Genomic DNA, 21,809 nt, shown 5'->3' with positions numbered 1-21,809 from the left:
ATACAGCTCACTTACTTTTATAATACACCCTAGCTAATTATAAGAAAATAATAAAACTCAACCAGTAACTAACTAGCAAAGAAAGTTTTGCTAAAACATTATCTCATATTAGTTAATATTTACGGTTATCAATATCGCAATAGTAATTTGCGTTTAATTGTAAAAGGGTTATAAATCAGTAAAGCCTTCAATTATAACTTAATTGAAGGCTTTGTTCAAAATATCTTATATTTATTTAGTAGGCGGTTTAGAAGGGCGCACCTCGATTTTACTTGGTAATGTTCTTGGATGCATTTTAAGAAGATCAACGGTAATTTGACCGAGATCTTCAGGTTGTATGCGCCAGTCTGTGCCTTCCTCTGGTGATCTACCTCCAAAATGGCTACTTACAGAACCTGGCATAATGGTAGTCACTTTTACATTGTCTTGTCTTAAGTCTAACATTAGGGCTTGTGAGAATCCTGTTAATCCAAATTTACTTGCATTATAAGCTGTTCCTTTTTCAAAGAAATTTGTTCCCGCAAGACTAGAAATTGTAAAAATATATCCTTCTGTTTTTTTAAGTGCTTCAAGAGATGCTTTTACCGAGTAGAAAACACCCGTAAGATTGGTATCAATAGTCTCATCCCATTGTTTTATAGACATATCTGCAATGCTCTCAAAATGACCAAGACCAGCATTTGCAATGAGTACATCAATTTTTCCAAATTTATCTAGCACTGCTTTCACCGCGTTTTGCTGACTTTCATAATTCCTTACATCTGCAGCAATACCGAGAATGTAATTATCATTTTCAGTAAGCTCATGAGCTGCTTCTTGAGCACCTTTCTCATCTCTTCCCGTGATAGCTACTTTCATCCCTTGATGCAACAAGGCTTCGGCAATACCGCGCCCTATTCCTTTTGTTCCTCCTGTTATTAATGCAACTTTATCCTTTAATGATTCCATGATTACGTGTTTTTTTATAAAGATAATCACGCTTTCGCGAAAGCAAACAAGAAATTTTCTTAAACTAAATCTAAAAAAGTGACACCTTTGCAAACATGAAAATTCACACTCAAATGTCAATTAAATATATCTTTTCTCTCCTATTTGTAACAGTTGTACTCTCTTGTAAATCTGTTAACACCCTACCAAAGGAGATTTTCGAAATAAATAAACTTAATTTTATAAATGAAGTTATCATACCAAGTGATAAAATGTATGAAGGAGCAGCCGTAGGCGGGCTATCAAGCATCGATTATATGGATGGTAAAATGTATATCATAAGTGATGATAGAAAAGATCCGCGATTTTATATGGCTGATATTCCTATTCAAGGTGGCAAATTGCAAGCACCCATATTTACTAAAGTGGTAAGTCTTAAAGATAACACAGGTCTTGCTTTTAACGCTGGGCAAGCAGATCCTGAGTCGCTACGTGTTACAGTATCAAATGACATTATCTGGTCTAGCGAAGGGAATATAAGTAAAGGCATCAACCCATTTATAAGAGTAGCTAGTATAGATGGAAAATTTAAAAATGCTTTTACAATTCCATCTCGATATCTTGTCCAATCAAACGATAATAGTGGTCCACATAATAATGGTGTTTTTGAAGCGCTTACTAGAAATTACGATAATAATGGATTCTGGGTAGCTACAGAGTTACCACTTAAACAAGATGGAATTGTACCTACTGCTAGCGATGCAAACTCTCCCGTACGTATTGCATATATAGACCATAAGCGCAACACTTTTACTAAAGAGTATGCCTACATGCTGGATAAAGTAGCTAGAAAAGGGAAGCTTGAAGTAAACGGTGTTACTGAAATTTTGTCATATGATAAACACTCTTTTCTAGTTCTTGAACGCTCTTATGCTTCGGGTCATGAAGACGGTGGAAATGATGTTAAGATTTACCTAGTATCAACTAAAAATGCTACAGATGTAAACGACCTAAACAGTCTTTCTAACTCCGCTTATATCCCTGCGACCAAGAAACTGCTATTAGATTTTAGTAGCGTGCGCAGTCAGCTCACAGATGGTATTGTAGATAATATTGAAGGAATGACTTTTGGCCCTAATTTTAAAAACGGGAATAGATCACTTATCGTTATTTCTGATAATAATTTTAACTCCTTTGGAAAACAACTTAGTCAGATAATCCTATTTGAAATTAAGTGAAAGTTACTCTTTGATGAGTAGGCTTATTAGTAGTTTGCTCTTATTTTTGTTAAAAAATATACGATGCTTAAGACCTTTAGAATTCTCAGTGTATTAGAAGGAATATCATTCTTATTAATCCTTTTTATCACCATGCCATTAAAGTATATATTTGATAATGGAGCACCTAACAAAGTCATAGGGATGGCTCATGGATTTCTATTTCTTGCCTATGTAGTGATGGCAATTATGATGAAATCATATATGAAATGGAACAATAAAACAGTAGGAATCGTCCTTTTATGCTCTATTATTCCATTTGGGACTTTCTGGATGGATAAAAAATATCTCCAGTCTACTTAAAGAATTTTATACTTATATAATAGTTAGGCTCTTCCCCATTACTAGCTCGTATTGCATTAATTATAGGCAAAATAAAGCCTAACACTGCAAGTATTAATAAAGTAACTAGACCTAACCCAAATAATAGTATTGCAGGTATGCTCAGTATGCAATAAATGAACAGACTTATCTGAAAATTTGCAATAGATTTTCCATGCTCATCCATGTCAATTACTCGGTCTTTATTAGAAAGCCACAAAACAAGTGGTACTATAAAACCTCCAAAACCAGTTATATAGTCTAGAAGTTGTGATAGATGAGTAAGTGCTAGCAGCGTTCTGTCTTCACGCGCAAAAGTGGTTTGTTGTACGATTTCCATATGATTGATTGTTGATTGATACTATATATGTATATGCTTACGCGAAAATGTTACACGTTTACGTAATTTTGTAAAGATGAATGTACAAGATACTATAGTAGCTTTAGCAAGTCCAGCAGGTGCTGGTGCAATTGCTGTAATACGCGTTTCTGGAGCTCAAGCCCTAGAAATAACCTCCCCTATTTTTAAATCTGTAAGTGGCAAGGTGTTATCAGAGCAAAAGACACATACCATTCACTTAGGACATATTATGGATGGTGAGCGCACTATAGATGAAGTTCTAGTCTCATTATTTAAAGGCACAAACTCATACACTGGCGAGCCTACTGTTGAAATTTCTTGCCACGGATCAAATTATATTCAACAAGAAATCATACAGTTACTATTAAGGTCAGGCTGTCGTGCTGCGCAAGCAGGAGAGTTCACACTACGTTCATTTATTAATGGTAAAATGGACTTGAGTCAAGCAGAAGCTGTTGCAGATCTTATTGCAAGTGATAACGAAGCTTCTCACCAGATTGCAATGCAACAAATGCGAGGAGGTTTTTCTAATGAAATAGCACAACTACGTCAAGAACTTTTAAACTTTGCATCCCTCATTGAACTAGAGCTAGACTTCTCTGAAGAAGATGTTGAGTTTGCAGACCGTAGCCAGTTTAAAGAGCTCATTGCTCGTATTACTAAAGTACTTAAACGTCTTATAGATTCTTTCGCTACCGGTAATGTTATAAAAAATGGAATCCCCGTAGCTATTGTAGGAGAACCAAACGTGGGTAAATCAACCTTATTAAACGCACTACTTAATGAGGAACGTGCCATTGTATCAGACATCGCTGGTACCACTCGTGATACTATTGAGGATGAACTATCAATAGGTGGCATAGGTTTTAGGTTTATAGACACTGCCGGTATACGAGAAACTGTAGATGTTATTGAAGGCTTAGGAATCAAAAAGACATTTGAAAAAATAAAACAAGCACAAGTTGTAATTCTGTTATTTAGTGCAAATGAATTTCTTGCAAATGCAGCGACGTTTAAAACAGAAATAGAAAAGATCAAGAATAAGTTTCCTTTGAAGCCTCTTGTTATTGTAGCCAATAAAGTGGACCAAGTAGCTGAGAGTGACATTAAAGAAATAAGTAGTCAAATACCTAATCTCCATCTACTTTCGGCCAAAGAAAATAAAGGAGTTGATGAGCTTAAAACTAAACTTTTAGAATTTGTAAATACCGGTGCCCTGCGTAATGATGAAACTATTGTGACTAACAGCCGCCACTATGATGCTTTACTTAAGGCTCTTGAGGAAATAGAAAAAGTACAATACGGTCTAGATACAGACTTATCTGGTGATCTTATGGCTATTGATATTAGAGAAGCGCTCTATCATTTTGGAGAAATTACAGGTCAAGTAACTAATGATGAGTTACTTGGGAACATATTTGCAAACTTCTGTATCGGCAAATAAAACGCTGTTTACTCAGCGATTCAAGTATTCATTCAATGTAATTTCAATAAGAGTTGCTAGTATATTCCATGCACAATTAAATAACAAGCTACTCTTGTTTTACTCCAAACAGTAGAAAAGGCTGGTAATCAAAACCAACTTTATCAAATTTTTTACAAGATTTGATAAAGCTAATTTAATTATCCAATATATAAGAGCCTATATACTTAGTTTAAAGCCATAGAAGTTTCAAATATGATTACCGTATATTAAAATTATTTTCTAGGTTCTCCTCTTTGATATTGATTTGGCCAGGCAATCTTCTTCCCTCCCAGTTCTGGACTTAATAATCCGAAATATGGATTTCGTAACATTTCTCTTCCTATAAATATTAAATCTGCCTGGTCATTAGTTAAAATCTCATCAGCTTGAATGGCGTTATCAATTAAGCCTACTGCACCCGTGGCTATATTTATTTTCTTCTTGATTTCTTCAGAAAATGGTACTTGGTAATTCTTTTCTACTGGAATTTCTTGATTTTTAACAACGCCACCGGTCGAACAATCAATTAAATCTGCTCCGCTATCTTTGAGGAGCTGTGAGATTTTTAAGGAATCTTTAATGGTATGACCACCTTCTGCCCATTCCGTAGCAGATATACGTACAAATAAAGCCATGGCATCAGGGATTACTAATCGAATTTCCTCTGTTACCTCCAGCAAGAGACGTACTCGATTTTCAAAAGTACCACCATATTCGTCTACACGTTTATTGGTTAGTGGAGACAAAAACTGATTTAAAAGATAGCCATGCGCGGCATGAATTTCTATAACATCAAAACCTGCTTCAACAGCTCTCAAAGCTGCATCTACAAATAACTTAATAATATCTTTTATTTCACTTATAGAAAGTTCTTTTGGTATTAATCCTTCTTCATTAAAAGGTATCGCAGAAGGTGCTATGGGATGCCATCCTCCATTTTCACTATTAAGCACCTTGCTACCTTCCCAAGGAGGTAAGGTACTTGCTTTTCTCCCAGCATGAGCTAGCTGAATTCCCACTGCTGTTCCTTGTTCCTTAATAAATGTTGTAATCCGTTTAAGAGGCTTAATATGCTCATCTGACCAAATCCCCATATCTGAAGGTGTAATCCTTCCTTCCGGAGAAATTGCAGCAGCCTCAGTAATAATAAGCCCAGCTCCTCCAACGGCTCTAGAACCTAAATGAACAAGGTGCCAATCATTTGCCATTCCGTTAACCGAACTATACTGGCACATGGGAGAAACTACAATTCTATTAGGTAATTCTAAGCCTCTTATTGTTAATGGTGTATATATTTTAGACATATTAGTTATAATTATAAATTAGTGTACCCTAAGGGTATTTTCTCAATTTCTGAATGACCGTTTTTATATGATATCTAAACAAAGAGTAAGGACATTACAAATCGTAAGTTCAATCCATTTTACAAAGATAAAACTCCATAATAAGAGACACGAAGCCCATACTAACAAAGAATAAACCAAACCTTATTTAAATTTTTAAACTGGTAGAGAAGAAATTAATTTCGGAAGAAGCTCGAGCTAATTAATTGTAAGCTACCACAAATATTTAAATTACTTTGAGAAATAATTACTCTAAGTTATACTTATATCCTATTCCAATACTCGTAGCATTAGAGAAATCGTTAATGTAATCTGCTCCTACATAAAGATTGATAATTCCGAGAATATTGGTATCATAAGAAAACGTTGCATGACTATATAGCGCTTGTTGTCTAGGTTTGATAGGTGAAGTGTATGTTCCTAGATTCTGAATATAAGATCCCTTAATAGCATAGTCTATCTTCCCTATTGATCCCGCTATACCTAGATGATGACCTATCATTCTGTTATTGCTTGGCGCCGTTGCATTACCAAAAGGATTAAGAAAGGGAAGTCCTATAACAGCCCCTTCATATGTCCATCCTGATCTATATATACTATTGCTAAAGTAATTATCACCACCACTTTGTTGGCCACTACCTTCAGTAGGCCTAGGTGCTCCACTTTGTGATACGGTCTGTATATATTCATATAAGATAGACTTAATCATTATACTTCCTCTAGGGAGATAGTTTACACCCCAAACACCATCAGGAAAATTATTTAATTCCCTTCCGGATCTATCATCAAACAATGATTGATGATAGAGCGCTAATATTCCACTGTTAAGTGTTCTTTTATAGTCAACACTATAACTGCCTAAATGATTTCCTAATGCATTTATAGCCTCGTTAGGGTTATCTATATCACCACCATTGGCTCCTATGAAAACTCTACCAAATGCTTTTAAGTCACTAGGAAGCTTAGTTCCGTCAGAAAGCCTACCTCCCCATTGAACATAATGTCTTAACGCTACTAATAGTGAACTTGATTCATTTATAGCCCAATTGGCCCTAATCATCTTATAATGAATCTGCGCATTTTTCGTACTGCGATCATCATTCAGATTATAATGAGCTAACGCTGCATCTAAAGAAAATTTCTCTGATAATTTAATTGGTTTCGTATTGGAAATTATAATTCCGGGAAGTGGTCGTGCATTTCCAGTTTGTAAAATGTTATTATTTATAGTAGAAAGATTGTATGTCTCTGGAGTAAGCTGTTTTGCACCTGCAGTCAATTGAATCCATTGATTTTTATATTCCAAATACAAATCACTTCTCCTTATATTATTATCAAATCCGTCAGATATAAAAGCACCTGTACCTAGAGTGAGTATATGAGTATTTGAAATGCTATAGTCCGCTTTCGCGAAAGCGGAAACCCCATAACTACTTGACTCACTTAAGAAACCTTGACTATTAGTAAAACTCCAAAAAGGAAGTCTATCACTAGATATAAAGCCTATAGAGCCAAGAGAACCAGAAAAATTTAATATTTCTTGCGCAGTGATACTGGAAGTGAAAATAAAAATGTGAAGTAATACACTTATCAACTTTTTAATCATAGAATGAAGATACTAGTTTCTAAAATATTTGAAGTATTTTTGACTCATGTTTGGAATTTTTAACAAAAAGAAATCATTCCTAGATATTTGGTCAGGTACACCAGAGATGCACTGTCATGTATTACCGGGAATCGATGATGGAGCTAAAACTATAGCCAAAAGCGAGGAACTTTTAAAAAAATATAAGAGTTTAGGTTGTGATAAGGTTATTGCTACTCCACATACTATGGGGGGTATGTATGATAATACACCTACAACCATTTTCAATGCGTTTGAAAGCATTGAAAACACACAGGGCATTGATTTATCATACTCTTCTGAGTATATGCTGGATGAAGTATTTACTACCTATTTGGAAAAAAAAGAGCTTATACCTCTAATCGATAATTTTGTACTAGTGGAAATGTCTTTTTTTCAACCACCAGAAAATCTTTTTAAACAAATTTTTAAAATTGGTTCTCAGGGATATACACCTATTCTAGCACATCCCGAGCGTTATGCATTTTATCACAAGCGCCCCGAAATTTATAGAGACTTCAAAAAGAAAGGATGTCTCCTTCAACTCAATGGACTTTCCTTGTCAAATCACTATGGTGAATCTGTACAAAAGGTAGCTTATGACTTATTAAAAAATAACCTTTTTGACTTTATAGGTTTAGATACGCATAGAATTGATCATCTTGAGAAAATTGAAAAGATGCAAATTTCTGCCAAGTATAGTTCAGCATTAGAAGATATATGCTTGAGCACAACAAAGACATTTAGGTAACTTGCTACAAACTAAAAGAGGCAAAAACTTAATGTAAGTTTTTGCCTCTTTTCTATTAAAATCAGATGTTCTAACTCAGTCCCACCTTATTTTTAATTCTATTCATTAATGATGGTTTATCTTGGCCGTAACCATAGCCATACTTACTTCCATAACCAAAGTTAGTTAGCTTTATTCCATTGATTGCAAATGCTATGTTCTTGAGTTTACCATCCTTATAAAGTTCATTAGGATACTGTAGCAGATTCGTCTCAGTATATTCGGCTCTACATACATAGACAGTCATATCAGCCTTTTGGCTTATGAGTAGTGTATCAGTTACTAAAAGCGTAGGTGCTGTATCTACAATCACATAATCGTAATCATCACGAACATCCTCAATTAGTTTATCAAAACGACCATTCATTAATAATTCAGCTGGATTAGGTGGAATACGTCCAGATAGTATTAAATCAAAATGTTCATCACCATTGAAAACTTCATTTGTAATAGATTTGATATCAACTTCAGTATCAAATAAATATTCTGATAATCCTATAGTCCATTCATTTTTATCAATATATCTATGTAGTTGTGGATTTCTTATATCTGCCCCAACAAGTAATACCTTTTTACCTGTACTCGTAAGTGACAGCGCTAGATTATAAGCTACAAAAGTTTTTCCTTCACCTTTTATGGTTGATGTTACAAAAATAGTATTTCCAAGACCTCCGTCTGTACTTTTAATAAAATACCCTAAATTAGTTCTAAGAATTCTAAAAGCTTCTGCAAGTACAGACCTATCGTTACTTGTAATCGTTTCACTCTCTTTGCTATCAATAATAGGAACCTCACCTAGAATTGGTACACCAGGAACTTCCTTTTCAACATCAAGACGGTTATGTATTTTAGTATCTAAAAGCGTTTTTACATACACAAAACCAAATGGAATTAACAGACCTAATACTAAAGCCCCTAAGTACACAATCTTAGGTTTGGGAGAAATAGGTGTCTTTAAACTATATGCTCTATCGACTATTTTCGCTTTAGGAGTGGTAACTGCCAAAGAAATTGCAGTTTCTTCTCTTTTTTGAAGTAAGTATAGATACAGTGCCTCTTTGATTTCTTGTTGGCGCATGATATCACGAGCAGCCTTCGTTAAGCTTGGTATTGAAGCTATCTTACCTCCTATACGTCCACTTTGTCTTCTTAAATCACGATCTTCTATCTCTAATGAGGTAGTAATATTATTTAAACTAGAACCAATACTACCCTTTAATTGATCAATTTGATCATTTAGTGCTATAATCACAGGGTTTGCTGGTGTAGAACTTTTTAATAAACGTTCTTTTTCTAGAAGTAAACCATTATAGTTTTGAATTGCTTGTGCTAAACCATCTCCTGATAAGCCTAAATTAACAGGAAGTAATTCTTCAGATCCCTCATTACTTAAATAATCCTTCATAGAATTTGCCAAACCAATTTTGGTAGACAGTTCTAGTTGTTTCTTTTGTAGTTCTGTGGCGCTTTGCAAGAAAATTTGACCCTCTGTGGCAATATCTGTTACTCGTCTATCTTCTCTAAAATCAACATTCTTAGTCTCAACAGAATCTAATTCACTGGTAATAATTTCTAGTCTTCTATCAATGAAGCGAGCGGTATTTGCTGACACTAAATTTCTATCTAGTATAGCATCATTATTATAAGCATCTACAAGACCATCTAGTATTGCTTCAGACTTATTAGGTGCAGATGAATTAAAAGATAATTGTATTACACTACTATTTTTATTTACTGCCTGAATAGAGAGGTTGTTTCTTAGACTTGTAATAGCTGAAGCTTTATCGCTTATGGTTACTAATGTAAAGTCCGTTCCTTTCTCAATGCCATCCTCTTTATACAATTTATTCGGAAAAACTACAATTTCTCCGAAATCTAAAGGTAGTGGCGTTCCATAATTTTTTATTTCACCTTTTGAATCTTCTCTTTTTTTAATTTCAAAAGTATTGCCTGAAATTTGTCGTATGTAAACAGAACTCATAAAAGATTTGAGAGAATCTTTCAAATTTAGTACTTCCACTGTAAATTCACTATTCTTAAAAACTTCTGAAGATTTAACATTACCTTCTCTATAGTACTTCACATTTAATTGGAAATCATCAACTACCTGAGAAATTAACCTTTTTGACTTAATGATTTCAATTTCGTTTTCAAAATCAGACTTACTTAATCCTCCACCGCCTAAACCTAAATCTTCAAAAGCTGCGAGTTCAGATAAAGCACCGTTATTTGAGTCTTTAATTAATATGGTTGCCTGTGATTGATAAACATACGTGCTATAACGTACATATAAGAAAGCAAGTGATATAAAGATTATAGCTGAGAGTAAAAACCAAGGCCAAAATTTTAAGTATTGATTCAATACATCCTTAAGGTTAAAATCGTCTTCTTGTGATATTTGAGTATTAGGTTGTTGCATGAAGAATAATTAACGAGTAAGAATAGTTAACACAGATATTACAATACCTGCTATAGAAATGAATATGGTTGAATTTCTATTAAAGGCACCACTTTGTATTTGAGCTTTATTTGGAGAAACGATGATAACATCATTTTGCTGAAGATAGTAAAAAGGTGAATTAACTAAATCAATACTAGTAAAATCAAGCTCACCGTATGTTTTAACTCCTTCTTCTTCTCTAATAATTTTAACTGTTTTACGCTCACCAAAAATTGTCATATCCCCAGCAAGCCCTAAAGCTTCAAGTACTGTAATTCTTTCATTAGGAATGGTAAATGTCCCTGGACGTTGCACTTCTCCAAGTACAGATATAGAAAAATTTAAAATCCTTAAATCTATAACAGCTTCTTTAGCAAATTCTCTAATACGATCTCGTAATAGTTGTATTGCTTCAATTCTTGTCTTGTTTGCAATAGCTAATGTCCCTAAGTAAGGAAATTCTATATTACCATTCTTGTCTACTAAGTAGGTCCCAAGACGATCATTCGTTGTTCTTAAAGCATTTGCAGCACCTGCTACTGGATTAAATATAGCTACAGATTCAGGATCTTGAGAAGAAACTGTTATAGATAATAGGTCGTCTGGACGTATCACCGTATTGTAATTAGTATTTTGATCTTGTCCTGATAAGGTTTCAATATCTTGAAAATATAGCACCTCTTTCTTTGATATACAAGATGAGCAAAAAGCCACACAAGCTAGCAATGTTAAGAAAGTTCTACTCAATTCTTTAATAGACATATATAAAAATTTGGAGTGCAAAAATACTATACTACTGACTATTGCACAATGTTTTGAGAAGGGTTTATTTCAGGTACAATATCATGTACATTAATATCTAACACTTCATATTCAGAATTTTTACTTTTAAATTCAGGAACCAATGATTTTAATTTAGCAACACTTATATTATTATTATTTTTAATAGCTGCTTTTACTATTTTACTAATTACTGTATTTACATAATCATAATTAGCACTTATATCCTCACTGATCATTATTTTTTCATGATGAGTCGCGAGCGTCTTGCTTTCATCACTTAGCAATTCTTCATATAACTTCTCACCTGGACGTAGACCTGTAATTTTTATTTCAATGTCCTCGCCTACCGTAAAACCAGCAAGCTTTATCATTTTTTCTGCTAAATCCATAATTCTAACAGGTTCCCCCATATCAAAAATAAAAATCTCACCACCTTTACCCATCGTACCTGCTTCAAGAACAAGTTGGCAAGCTTCTGGTATGGTCATAAAATAACGTATGATGTCAGGATGCGTAATAGTGACAGGACCACCTTGCTTAATTTGCTTCTTAAATAGAGGTACTACAGACCCATTAGACCCTAATACATTCCCAAATCGAGTTGTTATAAATTTGGTCTTTGAAGATCCAGCTTGAATAGCGTCAAAGTATTTAGATTGCACATACATTTCAGCTGCTCTTTTAGAAGCACCCATTACATTGGTTGGATTCACTGCTTTGTCTGTACTGACCATTACAAAATAGCCTACTTCATGCTTGGCAGCTATGTCTGCCAAATTTTTAGTGCCATATATATTAGTTAATATAGCTTCAGAAGGATTATTCTCCATTAAGGGCACGTGCTTATAGGCAGCAGCATGGTAAATAATATCAATTTTAAAAGTATCAAATAAAACTCTTAATCTATTTCGGTTTGCTACATCACAAATTGTAAATTCAAAATCGATATCAGGATACAGCCCAAGAAGCTCAAGACTTAAATTATGTAAGGGTGACTCGGCTTGATCTAAAACTATAAGCTTTGAAGGATTATAAGAAGCAACTTGCCTTGCTATTTCACTACCTATTGAACCAGCACCTCCTGTCACTAACACTGTTTTACCTTGAATCTTTTTGGCCTTATCCTTATCGTTTAATTTTATAGGATCTCTATTCAATAAATCTTCAATTTGCAAAGACTTTAATTGATCTGTTACTGTTGTTTTTTCACTCCAGTTAATTACAAGGGGGGAATTATAAACCTTAATATCGTTTTCTAAGCAGTCTTTAACTAATAAAAAACGCTCTTCAGCATTCATTGTGTTACCTGCAAAAATGATTGCACTGGCATCTAATTTATTTGTAAGTAAACTAATATCATCGTTAAGTTCTAATACAGGTTTACCAAGTATTCTTAAACTTTTATTCTGTCTTTTTGAAACAAAACCTTTAATAATAAAACGCTGAGGATGTTCTATATCTAGTGCTGCCGCAATAGAAATTGCACCGTCATCAATCCCTACGATGATTGCTTTAATAAGCTCCTCTTCTTTCTGTGCAATTTTAAATGATTCATACAGCTGTTTTATTACTAGCCTGAAAATGAATTGAGCAGTAAAGGATAATAGTGCAAATAAAAATATACCTGTCGTCAAAAATATTTTCTCACCCAGAAAAATTTTACTTAGGATATTAATAAATATTAAAGAAACAAAGGTGGCTCCAGAAGCAAAGAGTAATTTAAGAGCATCCATAAATGATGAATGTCTTATTAAACCTGCATATGTCTTAAAAAGTAATAAAAAAATAAAATTAATACCTATTACAATACTTATCTGTTTATTTAAGTCTAGCGTAAATAACGACTTAATATTAATACCTTCAAGCAAATAATAAGTAGTGATAAGCGCAACAAAGACTAGAAAAATATCAATAAACAATACCGCCCATCTAGGTAGATAGCGCAGTTTCCGAATATCTAACCTATTCTCCTCTGAAAATAGGCGATTTATGGCTTCTATTAATCGTTTGAACATCTATACATTTAATTGAAAAGGTTAAAGATAACATTTTCTATTCTACCTTTATCGTTATCAGAAAGATTAGAACCAGAAGGAAGACACAAACCATGATTAAATAACTTTTCAGCTAAGGTGTTTCCGTAATATGAAAATTTCTTATAAAGCGGTTGCATGTGCATAGGCTTCCATAATGGTCTGGACTCTATATTGTCTTTTTCTAAGAAAAGTCTGATATCTTCTCGAGTAATTCCACCAGTTTTTAAAGGATCTACTAGAATAGCACTGAGCCAGTGGTTGGAAATAAAATGATCATCGGGTTCTTTATGGACATATATTCCACTAATATGTTTAAATAGCTCTTCATAGAATTTATGGTTGGCCTTTCTTTTCTTAAGGTTATTTTCTAATTCTTTAAATTGTAGTACTCCTAGGGCTGCATTTATATGACCTAACCTATAGTTGTATCCTAAGGTGTCATGATGATAGTATGGTAAATTTGTTTTGGCCTGAGTTGCTAGATGAAGTACTTTTTGCTTCTCTTCTATTGAGTTTACAACTAAAATCCCACCACCAGCTGTTGTGATTATTTTATTTAAATTAAAAGACAAAATTCCGTAATCTCCTATAGTGGACAGTTTTTCATTTCTATACGCTCCACCTAAAGCTTCAGCACTGTCCTCAATTAACTTTATACTGTTTTTTCTAGCAAAGCTTCCAATAGCATCCATATTACTGGACATACCATAAAGGCTGGTTACAATTATAGCTTTGGGGATTTTTCCTTTTTTAACGCATTCTAGGTAAGCTAGTTCTAAAGCTTCTGGACACATATTCCAGGTACTTTCTTCACTACCAACAAACACTGGTTTTGCTCTTTGATATAGAATAGGGTTTGCACAGGCAACAAAAGTCATAGATTGACACAGTACAAAATCATCTTCTTCAACACCTGCAAGAATTAAAGCCATATGAATTGCTGATGTACCAGAATTGAGAGCAACAACCTGCTTATCCGTATTTAAATAATCTTTGACTATTTTCTCAAAACCATCAATATCTTTATAGATATCATCATAAACATTTATACTTGATGGTGTAGATAAAACGGTCTGATCACCATAAATTGGCGGTGATAAATAAATACGTTTTTTCATATTTTATAATGCTTTCACACGCATTTTAAGAAAGTAACGAACTAAGAACACATAACAAAAGGTAATCGAAAGTAAAACTAGTGTAATAATTAATAATTGCTCCCATAATCCCAACTGAAAACTGTAATACACAATGATGCAGCATAATAATTGAATTACACTATATATTAATGAAGTAGTAATATGAGAAAACCGTTTTGAATCAACAAATAATTGATAAAGATGATGTCTATGCGCTTCTGAAATTTTTTCTTTCATCTTAATTCTGCGTATGATTGTTAGTACGGTATCTACTCCATAAACTGCAACTAGCAAAATAGCTACTGGTGCTTTTAATGTAAAGTAAAATTGATAGACTAGAAAAAACAAAACCACCGCTATAGAAATACTTCCTACATCTCCAGAAAAAAACAGCGCCTTTTTTCTGAAATTATAAAAACCAAAAACAACTAGAGAAAAAAGTATATAATACAGTAAGTCTACATTTACAAAAGTAGCTTCATAAATATTAAAGAATAGTAAAAAACTTACGATGACTATGGAATACATTCCGGTTATCCCATTGATCCCATCCATAAAATTAAATGCATTTACAAACCCTACACCTACTATCAATAATAGAATTAATGATATTAAAGGGAAGTCTAAACTTACCTGATAAATAGCCAAAGCAATAGCAATAAATTGAACTGGCAAACGTAATACTGGTGGTTGTGGCCTTAAATCGTCTATGAAACTTACCAATGCAATAATAGTTGTGCCGATAAATAAATATGGGTATACAAAACCACTGGAAATGAAAAAAATAAGCAATGCTATGTAGAATATGATACCACCACCTCTTATAGTAATCTGAGTATGTGAACTTCTGTGATTAGGTTTATCTATGATATTGAATCTATCTGCTAATTTTAGATAGACGTAGGAAAGTATTGCTAGAATTATAAAAATTAAAATATATGTCATTTTTTAAACCGAATTATTAAACTCTTGTAATCTAGGTATTCTCTAATAGATTTAAAGAATTAAAAAGAATGACAAAAATATATGGATACTTTGACTATAAAGCATAAATACATATTTAATTATTTGTATTTCTAAAAATGCTAGATAATAATTTGAGGTTAAAAAAAAATAGAGAGTAAGAAACTAATGTAGGTTATAAAATCAATAATAATGGAATCACTTAAATTTAATGGTTTATTCATATATATTACGGATTTTTGTCAAGAAGTAAAATTACTATGGAATTAAAACAACTAGGATCAACAGATTTAAAGATTTCTAAACTAGGATTAGGAATAGGAGGAATTTTAGGTATGAAGGCATTTAATGAAGACCAAGCAAGTAAGGTTTTACATGAAGCTTACAATAAGGGTATAAACTTTTTTGATACTGGTAGTGCTTATTCTTTTGGTAATGCAGAAGTGAGATTAGGAAATCTTATTAAAGACGTTCCCAGAGATAAATTAGTAATAGCTACTAAGGGAGGAACAGTACACGTCAAAGGAAATACTTACAAAAAAGATTATTCTAGAAAACAACTTACAGAGTCCCTAGAAACATCGTTGAGGAAACTTAATCTGGAATACATTGATTTGTTTCAATTACATAGCCCGCAAATAAAGCATTTAACAGATGATGTATTTGAAACACTTGAAATATTTAAATTACAGGGAAAGATAAGAAATATAGGTGTCTCTTGCGATGGTAAAGTTCTAGATCATGTACTTAATCTTGACTTTTTTGACACAGTGATGTTGACTTATAATATACTAGAACAAGAAGCAGATAATCAAATTAAGAAAGCCGCCAAAAAAAACATAGGTGTATTGATAAAAAGCCCAATGGCTCATGGATTGTACAGCAATGATATATTTAAAATAAGAGGATTGAGTGATGTTTGGTACCTACTAAGGGTATTAAAGAATTATAGACCGCAATTATTTAAAGGTTATAAATATAGATACATCAACTCTTATCCAGACTGGAAAGGAGCTGAAATAGCCCTAAAATTTGTGACAGAGAATCAATATGTAAGTGCTGCAATGATAGGTACTACTAAAACTCATCATTTAAACTCAAACATAAATGTAGTGCAACGTGAGATTAATCAAGAGATAATACAAAAGTTAAAAAGACAAATAAATTGATTTCATAACTTCATCTTTACATACAATTACTATAAGTAATACTTCTTTAATCCATTAATTCCCCAATGAAAACTATAATATAAAGATTGCAGGAGGCTTAGTCCCTCTACTTCTCTGAGGAACTTAAGGTGCTTTATTATTAATTTAAACTTATTATTTGTGGCGGAGCCCTTTACTTGTCTATAAAAAGCTAATTCTTCATCTAAGGGAATTGAATTGTGTCCATCTTTTAGAATACTGAGCCACAAAGCATAATCTTGCTTCCTTCTCAAATCTGGCATAAAATACTTACCAATTAAATCTTGGTTATACATCGCTGTTAAGCAACTTATTTCAGTTCTTTTAAGTAAATCATCATAGGTAACGGGTTTATTACTTACATGAAAAGTTTGATTTATTACTTCACCAGCTTCATTCATAAAACCGTAAGATGTATGTGAAAATGCAGCTTGATGTTTTTCCATGAAAGATACATGTCTTGATAATTTATTTTTAGTCCAAATATCATCACTATCAAGAAATGCTAGATAAGTTCCCTGTGCTAAATCAATGGCTAAATTCCTTGCCGGTCCTGAACCAGAATTTTCAGGGAGTTGATGAACTTTTAATCTACGATCTTTTACACTTAAATCTTGTAATAACTGAAAAGAATTATCAGTTGATTGATCATCAACAAGAACCCATTCCCAATCCTGAAAAATTTGTTTATTAACAGAATTATAAGTTTCCTCGATGAAGCGAGCTGCATTATAAACTGGAGTAATTATAGAAACTTTAGGTCTACTCATTCTATTATTTATAAAATTTACTTCGTACGTCTTTATGAAAATGATACCTGGTTACTGCTAGACGTTCTCCTGTTTCAATGGGTTTCCCTCTATGCAACCCTCTAGTATCTGCTATGATTAACCCACCTGCTTTAGATGTAAAAGTTTGGGGTGATTTAAGTATATTTTTTGCAATCAACGAGTCAATCTCTTCATTAGTAAAGCGGTAATCCTTTATAGATTTACCTAGGGCTTTAGCCACTAAAGTATTGTTTCTCCAATGATTTGAACCTTCAATGAATTGAAATGGACCATTCTCTTCGGTAACATCGGTAAGATATAAAATCGTTTTAAATTGATGAGCAAATGGACTATCCCTATGCCATCCTCCGCCAGATCCTAAATTTCCTTTACCACTTGTAATCCATCCCAACAATAAGAAATGAAAAGGATTTGATGTAAATGAAAATTTTGAATATAGAGGATTTGATTTGTTATTGAGTAATGGCACAGAAAATTTTGCTCGTTCATCTGCACCATAAATCCTCTTATCAAAACCGTTCGATTCTATCTTTACAAGATCCTCATTAGAATAAAGCTCTACCACAGCATTCTTTATACGCTTTAATTCTTCACCAATAATAAAATCGGGAATATAATGATACCCCTTAGTATTTAAAGACTTGATTATTGAATCAGATTTTATGAAGTTTCCCTTGTGCCCTATTTCTGACAGAAGTAATTTTAAGTGATTTATCATTATTAATTTTTAATAAAGGTATGATTGTAAAATACAAATAAACAAAAGAAGTATTGAAAATATTAATGTTATCAAAAGGACTTTCGAATAACGGCATTAAATATAATGCACAGATAATATAACCCGCTAAATTAAATTTCAACGTATTTAATTGTAGAGAGACCTTGAGAACTTTAATAACACCTACAATATACAAGCTTATCAATATTAATCCTATTGTTAGATTATTTGTATAATAGATAGAAGCAAAAAGTCCTGGTGATGCGCCTGTTTTTTCTCCGTAATTATCGTTGAACAAATTTAAATAGTTAGCTCTATTGATACTCCAAACACGATCTCTTTCTACCGCTTGTCCACTAAACAAATATGCAGCTCTACTGTACATGTTATTCCATGTTCCTGAGAGAGCATCAGTAATCGTATAACTACCTTCCTCATATGCTTTATATGCACCAAAATTAGAAGCATAATGTGTAGATAGTCTAAGAGTCGTAGAATTGAATACTTTAGGTAAACCGGCTTCTGAAAAAAAAATTTCTTGTGCTTTTTCAAAACCTATTTTATTCGCAAATCCCATAAATATAATTCCAAAACCTAAAAGTAAAATTAAAATTAATCTAAAAAATAAATTGTTAAAAATTTTTAGCTTAAAATTTAACTTTGATGTATTCTGGATGAGTAAGTTAGGTTTTTTAACTCCAAAAAGCAGAGATACTAAAATAATAGGGATATCGGAAGAAGCAGACTTAGAAAGCCAAAAGGAAGCAGCAATAACAATATAGACATACCATTTACCTAAAATAATTTTTGATTTAATATAGTATATCAAAGAAATGAAGAGATACGCTTTAAAGAATATTTTCAGCAAACTCAAAACAATAATGTCATTTCCCGCTGCTGTTAACCCTTCACCAGTATGTCTAAATTTAAAACTAAAATTAATATAGAAATAAATAGAAATGACTAAAAAAACCAGTAGTAATGCTGCAACAAGTTTTGAATTAAACATTATAGTCGGCAATGTTATGCGAGGTAATTTAAAAGAGGTTAAATTATATGAGATCAATATTATCACAAATAAGATAAAGAGGTAGATCAATGAAGAAAAATCTCTTGTTCCTTGAAATTGTACAATAAAGGCTTGTGGATTAGCAAGGTGGTATAAAAACGGTACAACAAAAAAAATAAATAAATAGATACCTAAGGAAAAAAATAAATTCTTGTTTTTATGTATCAATAAATTCTTCATATTTAGTTAATCAAAAAGTTTTTTAAATAGAATTTTTTCTTCTGATCTCCTATGAAATAAGATAATTTAGATGAATCAGTCAAAATTAAATTCTTTTTAATCGAATCTATGAGAGCTCCTTGAGTTTTAATTTCACGTAAAATCAATCCCTTTTCCATAAATCCATAACCATCTATAGAATCAGACCAACAACACGTTTTATAACAAATACAATTGCTATATAAACCTTCTAAAGTAACAGCAGATTCATTTGTCACAACATATTTGGCATCGGCAAAATCATCCCAAATACTCTCATTAGAGCTTAATAAAAATTCCTTAGGGAATTGTCTTCGATCGGCAGGATGATTTCTAAGAAGGACTTCAAAACCTTCATTAATTAAATTATTGTAAGTGATAATAATCTCTGCCTTACTATCTAAAATGTTAGGACACAATACAACTTTTAAAGGGTTTTTCGATAATATATTAAGTTGCTTAGGAAATCGGAGATCTCTATTTAAAATAACCTCTATCCTATCATTTTCTTTTCTATACTTATCTAAACTATCCTGACTAAATAAAATATTTACATCATGATAAAGAGGCGGGAACTCCTTGGTAATTGGTGCATGCTGAATATAAAAAGTTTTAGCGTTACTTAACTTTGCTTGTCTATATAAATCAAAATGTAATGGTCCGTGGTCATTAAATTGCACTACATTTTTAATAGCATGTTTTTCAAATATCATTTGAAATAAATTTGAAAGAGCTATGGTTTTAAATACTTTAGTAGCATTAAAATTCATATGTCTATTTCTTAAAATTGTAAAGCAATTAGAAAAAAAGTTATAACTACTAAAAATGAATAAGACTAATAATTTATTAGAGAAATTAGATTCACCTGTTCCAATATTTATATTTTGAAATGAATTCTCTTTAATTTTATCCATTACTGTTATATGATTTGCAGTAAAACAGAATGATACAGTATCTGCAATCTTAACCTTAGCAACATATAATGTTAATACATAATGAATGAGCCAATAAAAAGGTGAGAATAATATACCAAGAATAATAATGATTATTAAAACAAAAGAATTATGTGAGCCTCCCATTTTTTTAAAATGATCCCACCTAGTCTGGCTGTACTCGTAGGCGTAGACTAAATTTGAACTTTTCATTAGTTTGAGAGACTTTTTTTTATAAATAATTTAGAACAAAGGAATGTCAATATAGTGGCACTAACCAGCATCACTGATTTACAAATTGCTAAATAAAACAGATCATTTGAGCCATACCCAAAATGCAAAAATAATAAATAGATTACGAAAGCAGCTGCTAGAGAGAAGGTCATAAATAGAGTTTTCTTAAAATAAATAAGATATGGGTTTATAAAGTGATAAATACTAAATCCATATAAACCAAAAGAAAATAATAAGAGTAAATACTCAACATTCTCAACAGCAATATACTCGACGTTTACCATTTTGAGGAAAAGTAAGAATCTGTATAAAATTAAGGGTCCTGCGAGTTGTATAAAGCTAAAAACTAAAAGAAAGGTTATAATTCCCTTTTTTGTTTTAGAAGTCAACTTACCTTCTTCTGCATATTCTCTAAACTGTATTGGTGTATATATTTTCTTAAATGCCTCAACTAATAAATTAGGTGCAGACGCTAAAGTGAAAAAGTAAGAATAGACACCTAAAAAAGCTTTAGAATTACCTAATGCCAATATTATGAACTTATCTGATCCATTAACCGTAGAAGAGCTTATTCCATAAATAGATAGGCTTAAGAATTCTCTTAATTCGAGTTGCGCATACTTTTTCTTAAGCTTATATTTTCTTAACGCTTGAATTAAGCTTAAAACATGACTTAAACAAAAAGCAGTAATAAGAAGTTCATATGTTATTATTCCACTAAAATAATATCCAATGGCTATAGTGACTATCAAAACTGTAATACGTAGTAATGCACTCAAAACATATTTTAAATCCTCTTTTATAAATCTTAAGTAAAGAGTATAATAAATGTAGGATGTAAAGCCTAATAAAGATAAAATCTCTAGTAGACTAACTCGTGTAAATGGTTGAAAGAATCCGTAAAAAATAATAAAAGAGAAAACAAATATCAGAAATACAAAAGCATAGTTATAAATAACCATTACGGATTTATCATCATACGATGACTGAAAAAAGTAACGGCTAAAAAAACCTAAAACTGGAGATGTCGCAATTAAATTTACAATCAATAAAAATTGATAAAATAGCGACCATGTTCCAAATGACTCACTGGTCATATATTTAGAAAGAAGTATACCTATAATCAACGGTATCCCTTTGTCTAAAAAGGTTCCCAATAAATTTAAAGAAAACTTCATAGTTACTTATATTTTACTTAGTCTCAATATGTA

Annotated in this window: 19 protein-coding genes; 5 read left to right on the top strand and 14 right to left on the bottom strand. The window is 32.2% G+C overall.

The window, feature by feature from the left end; all coding sequences use genetic code 11:
* Positions 1 to 231: 231 nt before the first annotated feature.
* Positions 232 to 948, bottom strand: coding sequence for an SDR family oxidoreductase (locus tag DCS32_RS13560; RefSeq protein WP_108878766.1), 717 nt, complete (start codon positions 946 to 948; stop codon positions 232 to 234).
* Positions 949 to 1,061: 113 nt separating this feature from the next.
* On the opposite strand from DCS32_RS13560, the gene DCS32_RS13555 reads away from it, so the two are divergent.
* The gene (locus tag DCS32_RS13555; RefSeq protein WP_162533662.1) at positions 1,062 to 2,165 is read left to right on the top strand and encodes an esterase-like activity of phytase family protein; all 1,104 of its coding nucleotides are present in this window, start codon (positions 1,062 to 1,064) and stop codon (positions 2,163 to 2,165) included.
* Positions 2,166 to 2,228: 63 nt separating this feature from the next.
* On the top strand, positions 2,229 to 2,507 hold the full coding sequence (locus DCS32_RS13550; RefSeq protein WP_013752231.1) for a DUF3817 domain-containing protein: 279 nt from the start codon (positions 2,229 to 2,231) through the stop codon (positions 2,505 to 2,507).
* Here DCS32_RS13550 and DCS32_RS13545 read toward each other — a convergent pair.
* Positions 2,500 to 2,865 (bottom strand): DUF4870 domain-containing protein, encoded by a 366-nt coding sequence (locus DCS32_RS13545; protein WP_108878764.1) that lies wholly within the window; start codon positions 2,863 to 2,865, stop codon positions 2,500 to 2,502. The genes DCS32_RS13550 and DCS32_RS13545 overlap by 8 nt on opposite strands.
* Positions 2,866 to 2,941: 76 nt before the next feature.
* Here DCS32_RS13545 and mnmE point away from each other — a divergent pair, with 76 nt between their 5' ends.
* Positions 2,942 to 4,330, top strand: a complete 1,389-nt coding sequence (gene mnmE, locus DCS32_RS13540; protein WP_108878763.1) for a tRNA uridine-5-carboxymethylaminomethyl(34) synthesis GTPase MnmE — start codon at positions 2,942 to 2,944, stop codon at positions 4,328 to 4,330.
* Positions 4,331 to 4,584: 254 nt separating this feature from the next.
* Here the strand turns inward: mnmE and DCS32_RS13535 are convergent, their stop codons facing one another.
* Both DCS32_RS13535 and DCS32_RS13530 read right to left on the bottom strand, forming a co-directional pair.
* On the bottom strand, positions 4,585 to 5,655 hold the full coding sequence (locus tag DCS32_RS13535; RefSeq protein ID WP_108878762.1) for an NADH:flavin oxidoreductase/NADH oxidase: 1,071 nt from the start codon (positions 5,653 to 5,655) through the stop codon (positions 4,585 to 4,587).
* A 286-nt stretch (positions 5,656 to 5,941) separates the two neighbouring features.
* Positions 5,942 to 7,300: a capsule assembly Wzi family protein gene (locus DCS32_RS13530; RefSeq protein WP_108878761.1), complete on the bottom strand. Its 1,359-nt coding sequence runs from the start codon at positions 7,298 to 7,300 to the stop codon at positions 5,942 to 5,944.
* 46 nt (positions 7,301 to 7,346) lie between these two features.
* On the opposite strand from DCS32_RS13530, the gene DCS32_RS13525 reads away from it, so the two are divergent.
* Positions 7,347 to 8,069: a tyrosine-protein phosphatase gene (locus tag DCS32_RS13525; RefSeq protein WP_108878760.1), complete on the top strand. Its 723-nt coding sequence runs from the start codon at positions 7,347 to 7,349 to the stop codon at positions 8,067 to 8,069.
* Between the two features lie 70 nt (positions 8,070 to 8,139).
* On the opposite strand, the gene DCS32_RS13520 is transcribed toward DCS32_RS13525, so the two are convergent.
* The 5 genes from DCS32_RS13520 to DCS32_RS13500 are packed head-to-tail and all read right to left on the bottom strand — an operon-like array spanning position 8,140 to position 15,451.
* Positions 8,140 to 10,527 carry a GumC family protein gene (locus DCS32_RS13520; RefSeq protein ID WP_108878759.1) on the bottom strand — a complete coding sequence of 796 codons (2,388 nt, stop codon included), beginning with the start codon at positions 10,525 to 10,527 and terminating at the stop codon, positions 8,140 to 8,142.
* Between the two features lie 9 nt (positions 10,528 to 10,536).
* A complete protein-coding gene (locus tag DCS32_RS13515; RefSeq protein ID WP_108878758.1) occupies positions 10,537 to 11,310 on the bottom strand; it encodes a polysaccharide biosynthesis/export family protein in 774 nt (257 codons plus the stop codon).
* 38 nt (positions 11,311 to 11,348) lie between these two features.
* Positions 11,349 to 13,346 carry a polysaccharide biosynthesis protein gene (locus tag DCS32_RS13510; RefSeq protein WP_108878757.1) on the bottom strand — a complete coding sequence of 666 codons (1,998 nt, stop codon included), beginning with the start codon at positions 13,344 to 13,346 and terminating at the stop codon, positions 11,349 to 11,351.
* Positions 13,347 to 13,354: 8 nt separating this feature from the next.
* Positions 13,355 to 14,485: a DegT/DnrJ/EryC1/StrS family aminotransferase gene (locus tag DCS32_RS13505; RefSeq protein WP_108878756.1), complete on the bottom strand. Its 1,131-nt coding sequence runs from the start codon at positions 14,483 to 14,485 to the stop codon at positions 13,355 to 13,357.
* 3 nt (positions 14,486 to 14,488) lie between these two features.
* Positions 14,489 to 15,451: an MraY family glycosyltransferase gene (locus DCS32_RS13500; RefSeq protein WP_108878755.1), complete on the bottom strand. Its 963-nt coding sequence runs from the start codon at positions 15,449 to 15,451 to the stop codon at positions 14,489 to 14,491.
* Positions 15,452 to 15,729: 278 nt separating this feature from the next.
* Between DCS32_RS13500 and DCS32_RS13495 the strand changes: the two genes are divergently transcribed.
* Positions 15,730 to 16,638: an aldo/keto reductase gene (locus DCS32_RS13495; RefSeq protein ID WP_108878754.1), complete on the top strand. Its 909-nt coding sequence runs from the start codon at positions 15,730 to 15,732 to the stop codon at positions 16,636 to 16,638.
* 29 nt (positions 16,639 to 16,667) lie between these two features.
* Here DCS32_RS13495 and DCS32_RS13490 read toward each other — a convergent pair whose 3' ends face one another.
* The 5 genes from DCS32_RS13490 to DCS32_RS13470 are packed head-to-tail and all read right to left on the bottom strand — an operon-like array spanning position 16,668 to position 21,776.
* Positions 16,668 to 17,426, bottom strand: coding sequence for a glycosyltransferase family 2 protein (locus DCS32_RS13490; RefSeq protein ID WP_108878753.1), 759 nt, complete (start codon positions 17,424 to 17,426; stop codon positions 16,668 to 16,670).
* 4 nt (positions 17,427 to 17,430) lie between these two features.
* Positions 17,431 to 18,165, bottom strand: a complete 735-nt coding sequence (locus DCS32_RS13485; RefSeq protein WP_108878752.1) for a phytanoyl-CoA dioxygenase family protein — start codon at positions 18,163 to 18,165, stop codon at positions 17,431 to 17,433.
* Entirely contained in the window at positions 18,101 to 19,414 is a 1,314-nt protein-coding gene (locus DCS32_RS13480) for a hypothetical protein (protein WP_108878751.1), read from the bottom strand. The genes DCS32_RS13485 and DCS32_RS13480 overlap by 65 nt, the downstream gene beginning before the upstream one ends.
* Positions 19,415 to 19,416: 2 nt before the next feature.
* Positions 19,417 to 20,577 carry a hypothetical protein gene (locus DCS32_RS13475; protein ID WP_108878750.1) on the bottom strand — a complete coding sequence of 387 codons (1,161 nt, stop codon included), beginning with the start codon at positions 20,575 to 20,577 and terminating at the stop codon, positions 19,417 to 19,419.
* Positions 20,577 to 21,776: a lipopolysaccharide biosynthesis protein gene (locus tag DCS32_RS13470; RefSeq protein WP_108878749.1), complete on the bottom strand. Its 1,200-nt coding sequence runs from the start codon at positions 21,774 to 21,776 to the stop codon at positions 20,577 to 20,579. The genes DCS32_RS13475 and DCS32_RS13470 overlap by 1 nt, the downstream gene beginning before the upstream one ends.
* Positions 21,777 to 21,809: the final 33 nt, after the last annotated feature.

Origin of the sequence: Dokdonia sp. Dokd-P16, assembly GCF_003095655.1 — a bacterium.
Taxonomy (GTDB): Bacteria; Bacteroidota; Bacteroidia; order Flavobacteriales; family Flavobacteriaceae; genus Dokdonia.
Note: the sequence above shows the minus strand (reverse complement) of the source record. Positions and strands in the feature narration are given on the sequence as shown.